Genomic DNA, 15723 nt, shown 5'->3' with positions numbered 1-15723 from the left:
TTAAAGCAACGGCGTGTAGTAAAAAGCCAGGTGCGATGATGGACCCGTGGCCAACTTGCGCTTCCTGCGGGGGTACAACGACGCGGTGGTGCTCGGGCTGGCCCGTTCCGGCGCGGTGACCAGGGTGGAACTGGCCGACCGCAGCGGGCTGACCCCGCAGGCGGTGTCCAAGGTGGTCAGCAGGCTCATCGACGACGGCCTGCTGGTCGAGTCCGGCACCCGCAACGTCGGCGTCGGCAAGCCGCGCACCCTGCTCAAGCTCGTCGCCGACTCCAGGCTCGCGCTCGGCGCCCAGGTCGAGCGCGACGAGCTGCGGGTCGTGCTCACCGACCTCGCGGGCACGGTCCTGGACCGGGCGGTCGCGCCGCTGCCGCGCGACTTCGACCCGCCGACGTTCGTGGAGGAGCTGAACCGGCTGGTCGACGGCCTGCGCAGCGAACGCCTCCGCGGTGAGCGCCTGCTCGGGGTCGGCATCGGGTTCGTCGGCCCGTTGGACCACCGCACGGGCGTGGTGCACTACCCGACCGGCCTGACCGAGTGGCAAGACGTGCCGCTGCGCGCGTTGGCCGAACAGCGGCTCGGCCTGCCGGTCGTGCTCGACAAGGACACCAACACCGCCGTGGTCGCCGAGGCGTGGCGGCGCGGCGAGGAGCTGCGCGACGCGGTGCTCGTCCTCGTCGGCACCGGCCTCGGCATCGGGATGCTGCTCGACGGCCGCGTGCACCGGGGCGTGCGCACGAACGCGGGCGAGTACGGGCACACCACCCTCCAGCTCGACGGCCCGCCGTGCGTCTGCGGGCGCAGCGGGTGCATCGAGGCGCTGCACAACCTCGCCGCCGCCCGCGGCGACCTGGTCGAGGCGACGGACATCGTGGGCGTGGCGGTGGCCGACCTCGTGCAGCTGCTCGACATCGACCACGTGGTGCTGGCCGGTCGCGCGGTGCTCGCCGAGCCCGCCGCCTACCGCGACGGCGTGCGGGCCAGGCTGCCCAAGGACGAGTGGCTGCCGGTGGACGTGTCGATCACCCCGTTGGGTGATGACGTGGTGGCGGCCGGGGCCGCGATGCTCCTCCTGAGCGAGTTCTACGGCCGTCCCCGCTGACCGATCCGGGCCGTCCCCGCCGGCCGGATTGGACATGCCCTGCTCACGGGCACCCGTGCGGGTGATTCACTGTGCGGCATGTATGCGCTCCGGTACGCCGTCGGCACCGACCCCGGCCTGCGCCGTGAAGCGAACGAGGACTCCGTGTACTTCAGCGAACGCCTCTTCGCCGTCGCCGACGGCATGGGCGGGCACGCGTACGGCGAAGTGGCGAGTTCGATCGCGGTGGCGGTGCTGGCCGACCTCGACGTGGAGGCCGACGACCCACTCGGCGAGCTGTCCGGGGCGGCGCGGGAGATCGCCATCCGGCTGACCGACCTGGCCGAGGAGAACTTCGACATGCGCGGCATGGGCACCACGCTCACCGCGCTGCTGTGGGACGGCGAGCGGTTCGCGGTCGGGCACATCGGCGACTCGCGCTGCTACGTCGTCCGCGAGGGCGAGCTGAGCCAGATCACCCGCGACCACACCATGGTCCAGGCGTTGGTGGACGACGGGCGGATGGCCGCCGAGCAGGCCGCCGAGCACCCCGGCCGGTCCATGCTCATGCGCGCGTTGCAGGCGGGCAGCGCGCACGACCCGGACCTGTTCTTCGCCGACGTCGAGGCGGGCGACCGGTACCTGATCTGCTCGGACGGGCTGTCGGACGTCGTGGCCCCGGCGGAGATCGCCGAGCTGCTGACCGCGTCGGCGGACGGTGACGAGACCGTGCGGACGTTGATCGAGGCGGCCAACGCGCGCGGCGGGCCGGACAACATCACCTGCGTGGTGGTCGACGTGCTGCCCGCGGGCAACTCGTCGTGGCTGCCGAAGTGGCTGACGCGCTAGGCGTCTGTCCACAGAGGACTGGTCTCACGCGGGCGGTGACACGCCGAGCAGGTCGCGCAGGGCCGTTTCGCCGGTCGGGGTGAGGCGGACCGCGCGTCCCGTGCCGATCCGGCGCACCCAGTCGTTGGCGCGGAGGTGGGTGCACACGTGCGCTCCCACCGCGCCCGCGAGGTGGGAGCGGCGCTCGGTCCAGTCCAGGCACGGCCTGGCCAGCGGTCGGCGGGTGGCCGGCGGGGTGAACGCGAGCGCGTCCGTGAGCCAGGTGAGGCCGTCGTCGGTGACGGTGAGGTCCTCGGTGAGCAGGCCGCGGGCCGCCATGGCGTCGGTGATGGCCACGCCGAGGCGGCCGGCGAGGTGGTCGTAGCACGTCCGGCCGCGGCGCAGGGCCTGGTTGGCGGCGGACGCGCTCAACGTCGGCTTCGGCGGGTCGGTGGGGCCGAGGTAGGCGAGCAGGTCTTCGAGCAGGCGTGCCTGCTTCGGGCCGGCCAGCTGGACGTAGCGGTGGCGGCCCTGGCGGCGTTCCACCAGGAGACCGCCCTGGACCAGGCGGGTCAGGTGCTCGCTGGCCGTGGACGGCGCGACTTCGGCGGCCTGGGCCAGTTCACCGGACGTCCACGCGCGGCCGTCCAGGAGCGCGAGCAGGAAGCGGGCTCGGCTCCGGTCGGCCAGCAGGGCGGCGAGGGTCGCCAGTTCGTCGGCTGCCACGGGGCCATTGTGCGCTCGTGACGGTTCGGCGTACACCGAAGTGATGGCGGCCTACGTTGGGCGGCATGAACGTGCTGAGGGATTCGTCCTACGTGGTTCCGCCCGTGCCGCCGGCGTCGGCCGGGGTGGCTTGGCTGCGGGCGGGGGTGGCCCGGTTCAGCGAGGGCGCGGACCACGTGCGGCGGCGGGCGTCGGTCGAGCGGGTGCTGGCGGGGGTCGACCCGGCGTCGTTGCGGCGGGCCGGTGAGCCGGTTGCCGTGCTGGCGGAGGCGTTGGGGCTGCCGCGGTCCGTCGCGCCGGACGTCGCCGTGGTGGCTTCGTGCTACCAGCCGCACGTGCCCGTCACGGCCGAGGCCGACGCGGCGGTGGCACGGCTGGTCGCGGTGTGCGGTGGGGTGTGGGACGAGGAGACGGCCAACCTGATCGGGGTGCTGGTGCAGGCCGGTGCGGCTACCCGGGCGATGATCGCGGGGCAGGAGCCGCCGGTGCCCGTGACGCGGCGGGTCGCGCCGGGCGGTTCGGTGGTCGAGGTGGACCTGCGTGACGCGTGGTTCGGTGCCGGGCGGCACGCGTGCCCGGGGCAGGCGCACGCGTTGGCGCTGGCGGAGGGCGCGCGGGCGTTCCACCGGCTGCACGACGACTTCCTGGTGCTGCCGAACGCGTGGGACTTCGCGTCGGCGGCGGCTTTCGCGCGGGCCGGGTTCGCGGCGGTGGGCACGACGAGCCTGGGCGTGGCGGTGGCGCACGGACTGCCGGACGCGGCGGGGGTGGCGCGGGCGGAGACGGTGGCGTTGGCGCGACTGCTGGTGCGGCTGCCCGTGCCCGTGACGGTGGACGTGGAGGCGGGGTTCGGCGACGCGCGCGGGTTGGCGGCGGAGCTGTGGGAGCTGGGCGTCGCGGGCGTGAACGTGGAGGACGGCCGTGGCTCCGGCTTGGCCGACCCGGCGGAGCAGGCGGCGATCATCCGCGCGTTCAAGGAGACCGCACCGGGCTTGTTCGTCAACGCGCGCGTCGACACGCACTGGCTGTCCGTCGACCACCAGTCGACCCTGACCCGCGCACGGACCTACGTGGACGCCGGTGCGGACGGCATCTTCGTCCCGGGCCTCGACCAGGAGCCCGGGATCGCCGCCATCGTCGCCGCCGTCCCCGTTCCCCTGAACACCCTGCCCTCACTGCCCACCGACACCCTGCGCGACCTGGGCGTCCGCCGGGTGAGCACGGGCTCGCTCCCGTTCCGCGCCGCCCTGGCCGCGGCCGTCCGCACCGCCACCGCCGTCCGCTCCGGCACCCCCACCCCCACCGACCTCCCCACCTACCCCGAAACCCAATCCCTCACCACCCCGTGAGTCGAACCTCCAGGACCCCCGAATTCAACGCTCAGGACGAGCAGGCCTGACCTGAACGTAGAACTCGGGGGTCCTGGAGGTTCGACACGCGTGGGGTCAGGAGGGGTTGGTGGCGTGGGTCAGGGTTTCCCAGGCGATGAAGAGGCGGTCGGTGGAGGCGGGGCGTTGGCGTTCGGTGAGGGTTTGGGTGTTGGTCATGGCGATGCCCAGGCGGGTGTGGAGGGCGTTGAACGCGACCTCGGTGGTCGGGCCGAGGGCCTGCTTGCGCGTGCCGCCGCACAACCAGCTCGGCATGGGTTCCAGCTGGTACCTCGCGTGCAGTCCGTAGGCGTGGCGCAGGCGTTCCCGGACCTCCGACCACAGGTCCTGGCCCTGGTGGCGGGCGGTCTCGGCGATGTGCGCGGCGGCGGCCAGGCCGAAGCCGGTGTGGGCGAAGTCGCGGCACGTCTCCTGCGCCAGCCCGTTCACGAACGTGCTCTGCCCGTGCCAGTACGAGATGATCTCGTCACGGGTGTCGATGCCGCTGCCCGGTGGTGTGCGCGGCAGGGCGCCATCGGTGGTCAGGTAGACGTACGCGGGCATCCGGGTCCGGAAGATCGACACCGCCTTGTCGTACACGGCCCGGTCCTCCAGGAACACCGAGATCCCCAGCGTCGCCTCCATCATCGACAGTTCCCAGTTGCCGTTCGTCGCCGCACGCCCGTTGACGATCTCCGGCAGGTAGACCTCGCGCAGCATGGTCGCGAACCGGCCGGAGTTCGGCCAGTTCCCGTGCACGTGCTTGATGATCTCCGCCGCACGCGGCCACGACGAGCCCGCCCACGCGGTCTGCAACGGTGCGTTGGTGTTGGTGTGGTCGCGGATCGTCGCCGACCACGCGTCCATGATCTCGATCGCCTTCGCCGCGTAACGCCCGTCCCGCGTCACGTACCACGCCAACGCCATCGTGTACGCGGCCAACGCGTCCTCGCGCTCGTCGGTGCACCCGTAGTCGGGGTTGGAGTACGACCCGCACTCGACCACCGCACGCGGTTTCGGCACGCGTGACAGCGAAGCGAACGGGTGCGCCATCATCTGGTCGAACGCACCGCGCCACGGCTGCGCGCCCGCGTTCACCTTGGCCCGCACGAAGTCCAGCTGTCCCTTGCTCACCAACACCCCGGGGTGGGTGAACGTGGCCGGTGCCGCGGCGGACTGCGACGGCACCACCACCAAGCCGACCGCCACCAACACGGCGGTGAAGAGCGATTTACCGACCATGCCACCGAGCCTGGGTGGTCTGGACCACAGTCGTCAAGAAGGTTCACAACGGTGAAACGACCGTGCCGTCCGGTTCCGGTCGGGAGCGGGAGCGGACGGAGAGCGGCAGCAGGAACGCGGGCACGAGCACGACGACCGCCACGGCCACCACACCGCCGAACACCCAAGCCCCGTACACGGCGAACGCGAACACCTCGCTGGCCAGCCCCGCCACCGACGTCACGGTCGCCCGCGCGTCACCCGTGATCCGCGCCTGCAACCGCGCCTCCGCGCTCACCAACACCAGCCGGTACACGCCGTAGAACACGGCCACGCCCGCGAGCCCCGCCGGGTGCGCGACCACCCCCAGCACGCCCAGCAGCACCGCCGAACCACCCAGCAGCACGCCCAGCGGCAGCCGCGTACCGCCCAGCGCCGCACCGGCGGCACCGGCCAGCGGGATCGCCAACGTCGCCAGCGGCACCAGTGCCACCGGCACCCGCCAGTCCGCCGCGATCAGCGGGAAGTACTCCTCGAACGCGTCGACCGCCGCCAGCATCGCCACCACCAGCGCCGCGATCCGCACGTCCGGCACGCGCACGGTCTCGGCCAGCCCGGACCGCAACAGCGCCAGGTAACCCGAAGGTTCCGGTCGCGGCGTCTCCGGCAGCCGGGTCGACACCAGGGCCGCACCCAGGCACGTCGCCACGCTCACCCACCCGGCGAGCACGAAACCGCCCGCCGAGAACAGCACGACGGCCAGCAACGCGGCCGGGATCTGGGCCAGCAGGCCGACCGCCGTCACCCGGCCGAGCACGCGTCCGAAGTGCGCGGCGGCACCGGCCTCCGCCAGCCCGTCGTGCAGCAGTGCTTCCACCGCGCCGGACGACATCGCGCCGCCGACGCCCCACAGCACGAAGCCCACGGCGAACCCGGTGAACCCGGGCAGCAGGGTCCACACCGCGTAACCCGCCGCCTGGCACGCACCGGCACCGACGATCGACCACTTGCGGGAGAACCGGTCCGCGAACGCGCCGAACGGCACCTCCGCCACGACCGCGACCGTCGACCAGATCGCGAACAGCGCGGAGACCTCGGCGTCCGACAACCCGGTGGACACGAACAGCAGCGCGTACAGCGGGTAGATCGGCACGGTGTCGGCCAGCACCGCCCAGCCCACCACGAGGCGGGCCAGCGGCCGAGCCGGGGGCGGTAGGGGGCGTCAACCGAAGCGCATGGCTGGAGGCTAACCCGCACCCGGCTCGACCGTCTCGCGGTTTACCGGCCCGAGCGGCGCGCGCGGCGCACCCGGCGGACTTGGCTCATCCGGCGACCGGCGACGATTCCGCCTCCGACCCGGTGGCCTTCCGGCGCCGCGACCGCGCGCTCAGCACCGCGTCGACCAGCAGGAACGCCACCAGGCTCACCCCGAGCAGCGGCACGAACCAGCCCACGGCCGCGGCCACCACCAGCACCGCGACGAGCTGCGCCCGCGGCACCTTCCGCCACTGCCCGCGCGGCACCGGTCGGCCGAAGCCGAGGGTCGGCCGGCGCAGCCACCAGATCCGGTAGCCCAGGACCACCAGTGCCACCAGGCCGAGCCCGACGGCCAGCAGCAGGAGCTGGTTGGGCCAGCCGAACAGCACGCCCATGTGCAGGTCGATGCCCCACCGGGTGAGCTTGGCCGCCAACGGGTAGTCGGCGAACCGCACCTCGTCCACCACGTCCCCGTTGACCGCGACCGCGTCCACCTGCGTGGGCCACGAGCGGTCGATCTCGGTGACGTTCCACGCCATGCCCGCCATCGGCGGCACCTTGATCTCGATCAGCCCGGCGTCGATGCCCGCCGACCGGGCGGTGGCCAGCACGGAGTCCACCTGGCCCGGGGGCGCCGGGATGGGGTTGGACATGTCGTGCCCGGCGTGGTCGCCGCCGCCGGCCAGCGCGGGCGTGGTCCAGTTGAGCGCCTTCCGCAGGTCGGCGACGTTCTCACCGGCGTAGGTCGACCAGGTCAGCCCGGTCGCGGACAGGAACAGCGCGCCGACCAGCACCCACAGGCCCACGGTGGCGTGCTTGCGGGTGGTCGGCTTGGTGCGTTGCGCGCGACGGCGGCTGAACCAGAGGAACACGCCGCCCAGCGCCACCACCCACAGCCAGGACGCGGCCAGCTCGCTGTAGAGCCGGCCGGGTTCGCCGAGCATCAGGTTGCGGTGCAGCTGGTCGATCGTGGTGCGCAGCGGCAGCACGCCGCTGGTGCCGTAGGTCATCAGCTCGCCGACCACGGCGCCGTCCGCGGGGTTGACGAACACGGTCGGCAGCGCGTCGCCGTCGCCGCCGAACAGCACGCGGGTCGTGGTGCCCGGCTCGGGCGCGGGGCGGATGGCGACCAGGTCGTCGCCCGGTCGGGTGGCCACCGCTGCCTTCACCTGCTCCGACAGCGGCACGGACGACGTGGACGCGGGCACCCGCAGGTGGTCCGCGTACAGCCACGACTCCAGTTGTGGTGTCGCGGCGTAGAGCACGCCGGTGAGGGCGGCGATCAGCACGAACGGGCCGACGAGCACGCCCGCGTAGAAGTGGAAGCGCAGCACGAGGCCGCGCCAGGACTCGGTCATGGCGGGAACTCCTGGGTATGGGGGGATGCCACCGGTCCCGGAACCGGGACGGTGGTGGGGAGGTGCGCATACCTAGGAGTTGGGTGGACCTCGCCGGGGGAGCGTGCGGCGGCGCAGCACCTCGGAGAGGGGCTGCGGCGGGTGGGCGGCGATCGGGATGCGCAGCGGCGCGAACGCGGGCCGCGGGCACAGCGGGCGCGGCAGCACGGCGGCCAGGGCCGCGGCCAACCGGAACACGGCCTGCTCGAAGCCCGCCAGGGCGGCGACGACGATCGCGGTGGCCACGAGGTGGGTCAGCAGCATCGACGGCGACGGCAGCACCTCGCGCGGGTGCCGCGACAGCACGCCGAGGAACACGTGCGCGGCCACCTGCACCACGCCGACCAGGCCGAGCAGGTCGACGAACCCGAGCTGCCGGTCGGCCAGCGGCACGCACGTCCACGCCATGGCCAGCGCGAACACCAGCACGTGGGGCAGCGACGGCACGTGGCCGCCGCCGGTCGCGTGGGCGAGCACGGCCAGCAGGCCGGTGCACAGGCCGACCGCGCCGCAGCGCAGGACGCGCGCGGCGCCTCGCGTCGGGGCAGCCGTTGCCACGCTTCCGCAGCGTAGTGGCCCCGTCCAGCGCGGGAGAAGAACGAATGTTCGGTGCCCACCGAACGGGCTCGCCGGACTCCGTTGTCCGGGCGACCCCTATTCGTAGCCATTCACCAACCCGGGTGGAATGTTGCCCGCCCGATTGGAATACCGCCGGTCAGTTGTAGGGCATTCCGCCGAACGGGCTGGTGGAGAGCTGCGCGGCAGTGGTGAAGGAGGCCACCAGCAGGACGGCGACGAGCACTCGGGCGATTCGCATGCGTTCTCCAGTCGACAGGGACGGGGAATTCCGGCGATTACCGTGGCAGCAGTCGGAGGGACGCGGAGCGGAATCGGCGTGAACAATCGGATAACTGGTTGACGATCAGGTTAATTGCCACGCAATGTAACATCTTGTTAACCTGCCGTTAGCGCCGTATTCTCACGGTGTGCGCGCCGTCACAGTGCGTCTCGCGGGCCGCGAGCGTGAGCTGGACCGCCTCCTGGCGCTGGTGGACGAGCTGGGCCAGGGGCGGGGCACCGCGCTGCTCGTCGAGGGCGAGCCGGGGATCGGCAAGACGGCGCTGGTCCGGGCGGCGTGCGACGCGGCGGCGGCCCGCGGCTTCCGGGTGTGCCGGGGCGCGGGCGACGAGCTGGGTCGTCCCCTCCCGCTGCTGCCGCTGCTCGACGCGCTCGCCGTGGCCAGGTCCGAGAGCGCCGCGGTCACCGCCGAGCGCCTGCTGGCGCGCGTGGACGACCTGTGCGCGATCGGCCCGGTGGTGCTGGTGTTGGACGACCTGCAGTGGGCGGACGAGGCGAGCGTCGCGGTGTGGCGGCGGCTGGCGGGCCTGGTGCCGCAACTGCCGCTGCTGCTGGTCGGCGTGCTGCGGCCGTTGCCACGTCGGGACGACCTGGCCGTGCTGCGCAAGGGAGTGCCCCGGCTGCCGCTGCCGCGCCTCGCGCCGGCCGCGGTGGTGGAGCTGACCGGCCGACTGGCGGGCGGCACGCCGGACGAGGCGTTGGCGCGGCTGGCCGAGGACGCCGGAGGCAATCCGCTCTACCTGGTCGAACTGGTCGAGGCGCTGTTGCGCGGTGCCGCCGTCGAGGTCGACGCCACCGGCACGGCCCGGCTGGTCGACGCCGGCGTGCCGCCGTCGCTGTCGGCCGCGATCGCGGACCGGATCGGGTTCCTCGGCGCGGACGTGCGGCGCGTGCTCGTGGCCGCCGCGCTGCTCGGCGTGGACTTCCCGGTCGCCGACCTGGCCGCGGTGCTCGGGCTGCGGGTGGTGGACCTGCTGCCCGCGTTGCAGGAGGCGACCGTGGCGGGCGTGCTGGTGGACGGCACGGCCGGCCTGTCGTTCCGGCACCCGCTGGTGCGCACCGCGCTGTACGACGAGGTGCCCGAGGCGGCACGGGCCGCGTGGCACGCCGAAGCGGCACGGGCGCTGGCCGACACGGGCGCGGGCGTGGACCGGGTGACCCGGCAGCTGCTCGCCGCCGACGACCGGATGCCCGACTGGGCGACGGACTGGCTGGTCGCGCACGGCTCGATGCTGGTGGCGCACGCGCCCGAGGCCGCCGTGGACCTGTTCGGCCGGGTCGTGGTCGCGCCGAACGCCGGTGCCCGGCGCGGTGTGCTGCTGGCGCACCTGGCCGAGGCGAGGTTCCGGCTGGGCGACCACCACGGCGCGGAGGCCGTCGCGCTGGCCGGGTTGGAGCACGGCACGCTCGTGGACCTGCACTGGACGTTGGCGCAGTGCCGCAGCATGACCGGGCGTTCGGCCGAGACGTTGGTGGAGGTGGAGCGCGCGCTCGCGGCGCCGGACGTCACGCCGGCGGACCGGGCCCGGCTGCTCGTGCTGGCCGCCCGCGCGCACTGGGACATCGGCGGGCTGGACGACGCCGAACGGCTCGCGCAGGCCGCGCTGGTCGGCGGCGACCGGTGGGCCACGAGCTGGGCGCTGCACGTGCGCACGATCGTGGCGATGGCCCGTGGCCGGATGGCCGAGGCGCTGCCGCTGTTCGACCGGGCGCTCGCGGTGGCCATGGGCGAGCCGGCGGCGTCGGACCTGCGGCTGCTGCTGCAGATCAACCAGGCCGTGACGTTGGGCGAGCTGGACCGCGGCGCCGAGGCGATCGCGTCCGCGCAGGTGGTGCGGCACGCAGCCGACCAGGTCGGCAACCTGGTGCGGCTCGCGCAGGCGCAGAGCGCGTTGGGGCAGCTGCTGCTGGACGCGGGCCGGTGGGACGAGGCGCTGGTCGACGTCGACCTGCTGGCCGACGACCTGAAGCACCCGATGGTGTCGCGCTGCGACCACGGCGTGGCGGCGTTGATCCACCTGCACCGGGGTGACGCGGCGGGCGCCCGAGGCCACCTCGACGCGGCGGGCACGGGGTTGGAAGGGCACGTGATCGGGCCGTTGGCGCTGGCCGTGAGCCTGTCGCTGGAGCAGGCCGGACGGGTGCGCGAGGCGTGGTCGGTGCTGACCGGGTGGGACTGCGTGGAAGACCTGCTGCCGGACTTCGTGCGGCTGGCCGTCGCGCTGGGCGAGGACGCCTCCGCGGCGGTCGCGCACGCCGAGGCGCTGGCCGCCGAACCGGCCGTGCCGCACCGCCGGGCGTCCGCCGCCTACTGCCGGGCGCTGGTGTCGGCCGACCCGGTCGGGCTGCTGCACGCGGCCGAGGAGTACCGGTTGGCGGGACGGCCGCTGTTCCGGGCCAAGGCGCTGGCCGGTGCGGCGGAGCTGTTCGCGGCGGCGGGTGACCGGACGTCGGCGCGGGCGGCGCTGAGCCACGCCGTGGACGTGCACGCGGAACTCGGCGCGGACTGGGACTCGACCCGGCTGCTGGCGCGGTTGCGCGTGCACGGCATCCGGCGCGGCCCGCACGCCAAGCACCGGCGGGCCACGCACGGCTGGGAGAGCCTGACGCCGATGGAGCTGAAGGTCACCGAGCTCGTGGTGACCGGGCTGTCGAACCGGCAGATCGGGGAACGGCTGTTCCTGTCCGGCCGCACGGTGGCCACGCACGTGTCACACGTGCTCGCGAAGCTCGGCGTCCGGTCGCGCACCGACATCGCCCGTGAGGCGGTCCGGCACTTGGGCGCGTCGGGTTAGCCGATACCGCAGTGGCAAGAGGTACCACCAGAAGCTGAACCAGGCCACGATGCCGCCGGTGACCCACACGGCGGGCCACCGGCCGAGCACCACGTCCAGGATCAGCAGCAACGCCGCCGCCAGCGCGAGCTTGAGCAGCACCAGGCCCGCCAGCAGGAGGTGGCTCGACGTGCGCACGAGCTGGGACTTGAGCCGGCGCCGGAACACCAGGCGGTGGAACGGCGCCGGCGCGATCAGCAGCGCGGTGGAGGTCGCGCCCAGCACCAGGCTGAGCACGTAGACGTCGAGCTGGAAGGTGTTCAGGGTGCCGAACTTCGGCGTGAACGCCAGGGTGAGCAGGAACGCCAGCAGCAACTGCACGCCGGTCTGCGCGACCCGCATCTCCTGCAGTATCTCCCCGTAGTTCCGGTCGTTGCGCTGTGCCGGGGTCTCGTCGCGGGCGGGGGTGTTCCACTGGTCGTCGTTCATGGGTCCACTGTGTGCCCGCACGTTTGCGGAGACATCGGTCGGCCTACGTAGTCGCGAGCCCCGGGAAGCACTCGCGCGCCCAGGTGGCGTAAGTACGCGGCGGACGGCCCAGGACGTGGGCGATGTCGTCCGACAGGACCGAGACGTCCTCGACGCGGATCGTGGACATGGCCTCGGCGTACGCCGCGGGCAGGACGTCCGGCGGTGCGTCCACGGAGGACAGCTCGCGGCCGAGGACGTCCGCCAGCACGGCGACCTGGTCGGGGAGGGCGAGGAGTTCCGGGCCGGTGAGCGTGTACGTCCGCCCGTGGTGGTCGTGGAGCAGGGCTTGCACCGCCACCTCCGCGATGTCGCGCGGGTCCACGACGCCGAGCTTGACGGGGCCCATGGCGTTCGGGATCGGCTCGCCGGCGGTGATCAGCGGAGCCCACTGGAGCGAGTTCGACGCGAACACGGTGGGGCGCAACAACGTCCACGACGGGAACGCCCGCGCCGCCTCTTCGCCGGGACGGTGCCACGCGGCGACCGGGCCGACCGGGATGGACGACAGCTTCACCACCTTGGCCACGCCCGCGCGCTCGGCGGCGTCCAGCACGGCCGAGTCGTGGGCGGGCAGGTCGGGCGTGCCCGGTCCGAGCAGGAACAGCGCGTCCACGCCCTCGAAGGCCCGGTCCAGGGACGCCGGGTCGGTGTGGTCGCCGTGGACCTGGTCGCCGGTGGGGGTGCGGGACAGGGCGCGGAAGCCGACGTCGCGGTCGGTGAGGAGGCGGACGACTTCGCGGCCGACGGTGCCGGTGGCACCCGTGATCAGGAACATGCCACGAGTCTGGTTCGCCGAGGTGGGAAGGTCTTGGACGTTTCGGTGGTTGTGGTGGCCGTGGAGCGGGGTTTGCGGCCGTGGGTCAGCACGATCGGTAGCCAGTCGTTCGAGGGTGACACGTTCGTCCTCGAACCGGACCCGGCCGCCACGCTGGTGGTGTGCTCGCAGACCAAGGGCGCCGTGGTCGTCGGGCCGCGCGACCGGGCGCGGTACTACACCTGGCGGTCGGCGCGGCGGACGGTCGTGCGGTTGACGCCGGGGCGGGCGCAGGCGGTGCTGGACGTGCCGGTGGACGAGCTGGCCGGCCGGGTGGTGCCGTTGAGCGAGCTGTGGGGCCGGTCGGTGGGTGACGAGGCCGAGTTGGTGTCCGTGCTGCTCGACCGGGTTTCGTCGGCCGATCCGCGGCGGTCGGACCTGGTGCACGCGGCGGCACGGCTGCTGCGCACGCGGGGCGTGGCGGAGACGGCGCGGGCGCTGGACGTCAGCGAACGGCACCTGCGGACGCTGTTCACCAGGGCGGTCGGGTTGTCGCCCAAGCAGTACGCGCGCGTCGACCGGGTGCGCCGGGTGGTGGCGCGGGGCGGGCACGGCGGGTGGGCACGCCTGGCGGCCGAACTGGGCTACTACGACCAAGCCCACCTGAGCCGCGAGTTCCGGGCCACGATGGGCGTCCCGCCCGGCGCTTACGTGTCCGGCCACCTGCCTGCGGCTTCATCCTGCTAGAGGTCTCGGGCCGCTAGAGGTCTCGGGCTGCTAGAGGTCTCGGGCTGCTAGAGGTCTCGGGCTGCTAGAGGTCTCGGGCGAAGAACAGCGCGATCTCACCCTCGGCGGGCGTGCCCCGGTAGAACGTGGTGTCCAGGCCGCACAACGCGAACCCCATCCGTTCGTAGGCGCGCACGGCGGGCACGTTCACCGACGACGTCTCCAGCCACGCGGTCAGCGCGCCGTGCTCGCGGCCGTGGGCGCAGGCGTGGTCCACGAGCGCCCGGCCGATGCCGCGCCCCCGATAGTCCGGGGCGACGGTCACCTGTCCGATCACCAGCCGCCGGTGCCAGTCTTCGAGGTGGACGCTGACGAACCCGCGCACGCGTGGGCCGTCCGCGGCGACGAAAACCGTGCCGCCCGGGTCGTCGTCGGGCGGGAAGACCTTGTGCAACGGCGGGTCGACCGTCGTCGGTCGCAGTGCGAAGCCCTCGGCCGTGACCACGACGTCGAGCGCGGTGTCGGTGGTGAACGAGTCGTCCAGTGCGGCGACCTGGTCGAGGTCGGCGGGACGGGCGCGGCGCAGGTCCACGGCTACAACCTGGCCCGGCGGACGGCGGAGCAGGTCATCCCGAGGGCGGTGCCGAGCAGGCCCACCACGGCGATCCACAGCGCGGGCCGGTTGCCCAGCCAGTCGGCCAGCGCGCCGCCCAGCAGCGCGCCGAACACGATCATGCCCCGGTTGACCGACCGCGTGGTGGCGTTCATCCGGCCCATCAACCGGTCGGGTGTGATCGACTGCCGGTAGGCCATCTCCACCGGGGAGTCCAGGATGGCGGACAGCATGAACACGAACTGCGCCGCGCACAGCAGCACGAACCCGGTCGTGCTCGACGTGGCCAACGGGACCAGCGCGTAGCCGACCGGGGTGAGCCAGCGTGCCGCGACGATCACCGGGCCGACGCCGAACCGCCGTCCCACCGGGCCGGACAACGACGCGCCGAGCAACCCGCCGACACCGCCCACGGCGAACGTGACGCCGAACAGGAACGCGTCGAAGCCCAGCTCGTCCAGCACCAGCACGGTGTAGACGGCCGTGACCATCGAGGCGAACAGGAACCACGCGTGCGACCCGAGGGCGAGCGGCCGGAGCACCTCGTGCCGGTAGACCCACCGCAGCCCTTCCCGCACCTCACCGCGCAGGTCGCGCTTCGCCGGGGCCTCGACCGGCCGTTCGGGCGTGCGCAGGGTGGCCAGCACCAGGCCCGAGACGAGGTAGGACACGGCGTCGACCAGCACGGCCGGCGGTCCGCCGATGAACTTGACCAGCGCACCGCCGACGAGCGGCCCGAGACCCTGCGCGGCGGACCGCGTCTGCTCCAGCCGGGCGTTGGCGTCGGTGAGGCGTTCGGTCGGCACGAGCAGCGGCAGGAACGACTGGTGCGCCGCGTCGTAGAACAGGGACAGCGTCCCGAACACCAGCACCAGCCCGATCAGCAGCGGCATGGTGAGCGTGCCGGTGAACGCCGCCAGCGGGATCAGCGCCAGCACTGCGGCGCGGGCCAGGTCCGTGCCGACCAGCACCGGCAGCCTGCGGCGGCGGTCCAGCAACGCGCCCGCCACCAGTCCGAACAGCAGGTACGGCAACCACCGCGCGGCTTCGAGCACGCCGGCCTCGGTGGCGGTCGCGCCGAGCGTCAACACCGCCACCGCCTTGAGCGCCAACGTGGTGACGTGCGTACCGGCCAACGACACCGTGTCGGCGACCCAGAACCGGACGAACTCCTTGTGGTGCAACAGCGTGGTGCGTTCCGTGCGGTCGCTCATGAGCCACCCCCTCCGCCACCCTCTCAAACCCGGGCGCGCACCAGGTAGGCGGCCTCGGTCAGCCGGCCGGTTCCACGACGGCGGCGTCCCGGTCGGACGTCACCACGCGGTGGGGCGGTGACGTCCCGGATCAGCGCCTACGACCGGCCGCGGCACTTCGTGGACGAGCAGGTGCGCGGCCCGTTCCGGCGCTGGCGCCACGCGCACCACTTCGAGCCTGACGGGCAGGGCGGGACGCTCATGCGTGACGTGGTCGAGTTCGCCGCCCCGTTGGGCCCGTTGGGCGCCGTCGCCGAGTTCGCCCTGCTCAACCGGTACGTGCACCGGTTGATCGTGGTGCGCAACGAGCACGTCGAAGCCGTCGCCGAGACCTGAG

At 73.3% G+C, this 15723-nt stretch carries 15 protein-coding genes; 6 read left to right on the top strand and 9 right to left on the bottom strand.

Annotation, left to right across the window (positions count from 1 at the left end; genetic code table 11):
- Positions 1-46: 46 nt before the first annotated feature.
- Both B0I31_RS03705 and B0I31_RS03700 read left to right on the top strand, forming a co-directional pair.
- Complete coding sequence (locus tag B0I31_RS03705) at positions 47-1102, top strand: ROK family transcriptional regulator (RefSeq protein WP_106613819.1); 1056 nt, start codon at positions 47-49, stop codon at positions 1100-1102.
- A 78-nt stretch (positions 1103-1180) separates the two neighbouring features.
- Positions 1181-1930: a PP2C family protein-serine/threonine phosphatase gene (locus B0I31_RS03700; RefSeq protein ID WP_106613818.1), complete on the top strand. Its 750-nt coding sequence runs from the start codon at positions 1181-1183 to the stop codon at positions 1928-1930.
- 24 nt (positions 1931-1954) lie between these two features.
- Here B0I31_RS03700 and B0I31_RS03695 read toward each other — a convergent pair whose 3' ends face one another.
- On the bottom strand, positions 1955-2635 hold the full coding sequence (locus B0I31_RS03695; protein WP_219910579.1) for an ArsR/SmtB family transcription factor: 681 nt from the start codon (positions 2633-2635) through the stop codon (positions 1955-1957).
- 65 nt (positions 2636-2700) lie between these two features.
- Here B0I31_RS03695 and B0I31_RS03690 point away from each other — a divergent pair, with 65 nt between their 5' ends.
- Complete coding sequence (locus B0I31_RS03690) at positions 2701-3984, top strand: isocitrate lyase/phosphoenolpyruvate mutase family protein (protein ID WP_106613816.1); 1284 nt, start codon at positions 2701-2703, stop codon at positions 3982-3984.
- Positions 3985-4080: 96 nt separating this feature from the next.
- Here the strand turns inward: B0I31_RS03690 and B0I31_RS03685 are convergent, their stop codons facing one another.
- From B0I31_RS03685 to B0I31_RS03670, 4 genes are all read right to left on the bottom strand, one after another.
- Positions 4081-5244 carry an alginate lyase family protein gene (locus B0I31_RS03685; protein WP_106613815.1) on the bottom strand — a complete coding sequence of 388 codons (1164 nt, stop codon included), beginning with the start codon at positions 5242-5244 and terminating at the stop codon, positions 4081-4083.
- Positions 5245-5287: 43 nt separating this feature from the next.
- The gene (locus B0I31_RS03680; RefSeq protein ID WP_245949638.1) at positions 5288-6391 is read right to left on the bottom strand and encodes an MFS transporter; all 1104 of its coding nucleotides are present in this window, start codon (positions 6389-6391) and stop codon (positions 5288-5290) included.
- Positions 6392-6545: 154 nt separating this feature from the next.
- Positions 6546-7838 (bottom strand): PepSY-associated TM helix domain-containing protein, encoded by a 1293-nt coding sequence (locus tag B0I31_RS03675; RefSeq protein ID WP_106613814.1) that lies wholly within the window; start codon positions 7836-7838, stop codon positions 6546-6548.
- A gap of 72 nt (positions 7839-7910) precedes the next feature.
- Positions 7911-8435 (bottom strand): hypothetical protein, encoded by a 525-nt coding sequence (locus B0I31_RS03670; protein ID WP_106613813.1) that lies wholly within the window; start codon positions 8433-8435, stop codon positions 7911-7913.
- Between the two features lie 428 nt (positions 8436-8863).
- Here B0I31_RS03670 and B0I31_RS03665 point away from each other — a divergent pair, with 428 nt between their 5' ends.
- Positions 8864-11530 (top strand): helix-turn-helix transcriptional regulator, encoded by a 2667-nt coding sequence (locus tag B0I31_RS03665; RefSeq protein ID WP_181319965.1) that lies wholly within the window; start codon positions 8864-8866, stop codon positions 11528-11530.
- Here B0I31_RS03665 and B0I31_RS03660 read toward each other — a convergent pair.
- Together B0I31_RS03660 and B0I31_RS03655 are read right to left on the bottom strand one after the other, a co-directional pair.
- Entirely contained in the window at positions 11447-11998 is a 552-nt protein-coding gene (locus tag B0I31_RS03660) for a DUF6328 family protein (RefSeq protein ID WP_106613811.1), read from the bottom strand. The two genes, B0I31_RS03665 and B0I31_RS03660, sit on opposite strands and share 84 nt — an antisense overlap.
- Before the next feature lie 43 nt (positions 11999-12041).
- Complete coding sequence (locus B0I31_RS03655; protein WP_106613810.1) at positions 12042-12815, bottom strand: NAD(P)H-binding protein; 774 nt, start codon at positions 12813-12815, stop codon at positions 12042-12044.
- Between the two features lie 33 nt (positions 12816-12848).
- Between B0I31_RS03655 and B0I31_RS03650 the strand changes: the two genes are divergently transcribed.
- Positions 12849-13541 carry a helix-turn-helix domain-containing protein gene (locus tag B0I31_RS03650; RefSeq protein WP_146173715.1) on the top strand — a complete coding sequence of 231 codons (693 nt, stop codon included), beginning with the start codon at positions 12849-12851 and terminating at the stop codon, positions 13539-13541.
- 64 nt (positions 13542-13605) lie between these two features.
- Here the strand turns inward: B0I31_RS03650 and B0I31_RS03645 are convergent, their stop codons facing one another.
- A complete protein-coding gene (locus tag B0I31_RS03645; protein ID WP_106613808.1) occupies positions 13606-14112 on the bottom strand; it encodes a GNAT family N-acetyltransferase in 507 nt (168 codons plus the stop codon).
- 2 nt (positions 14113-14114) lie between these two features.
- Positions 14115-15347: an MFS transporter gene (locus B0I31_RS03640; protein WP_106613807.1), complete on the bottom strand. Its 1233-nt coding sequence runs from the start codon at positions 15345-15347 to the stop codon at positions 14115-14117.
- A 117-nt stretch (positions 15348-15464) separates the two neighbouring features.
- Between B0I31_RS03640 and B0I31_RS03635 the strand changes: the two genes are divergently transcribed.
- The gene (locus B0I31_RS03635) at positions 15465-15722 is read left to right on the top strand and encodes an SRPBCC family protein (protein WP_219910578.1); all 258 of its coding nucleotides are present in this window, start codon (positions 15465-15467) and stop codon (positions 15720-15722) included.
- Position 15723: the final 1 nt, after the last annotated feature.

It is taken from the genome of Saccharothrix carnea (assembly GCF_003014735.1).
Taxonomy (GTDB): domain Bacteria; phylum Actinomycetota; class Actinomycetes; order Mycobacteriales; family Pseudonocardiaceae; genus Actinosynnema; species Actinosynnema carneum.
Note: the sequence above shows the minus strand (reverse complement) of the source record. Positions and strands in the feature narration are given on the sequence as shown.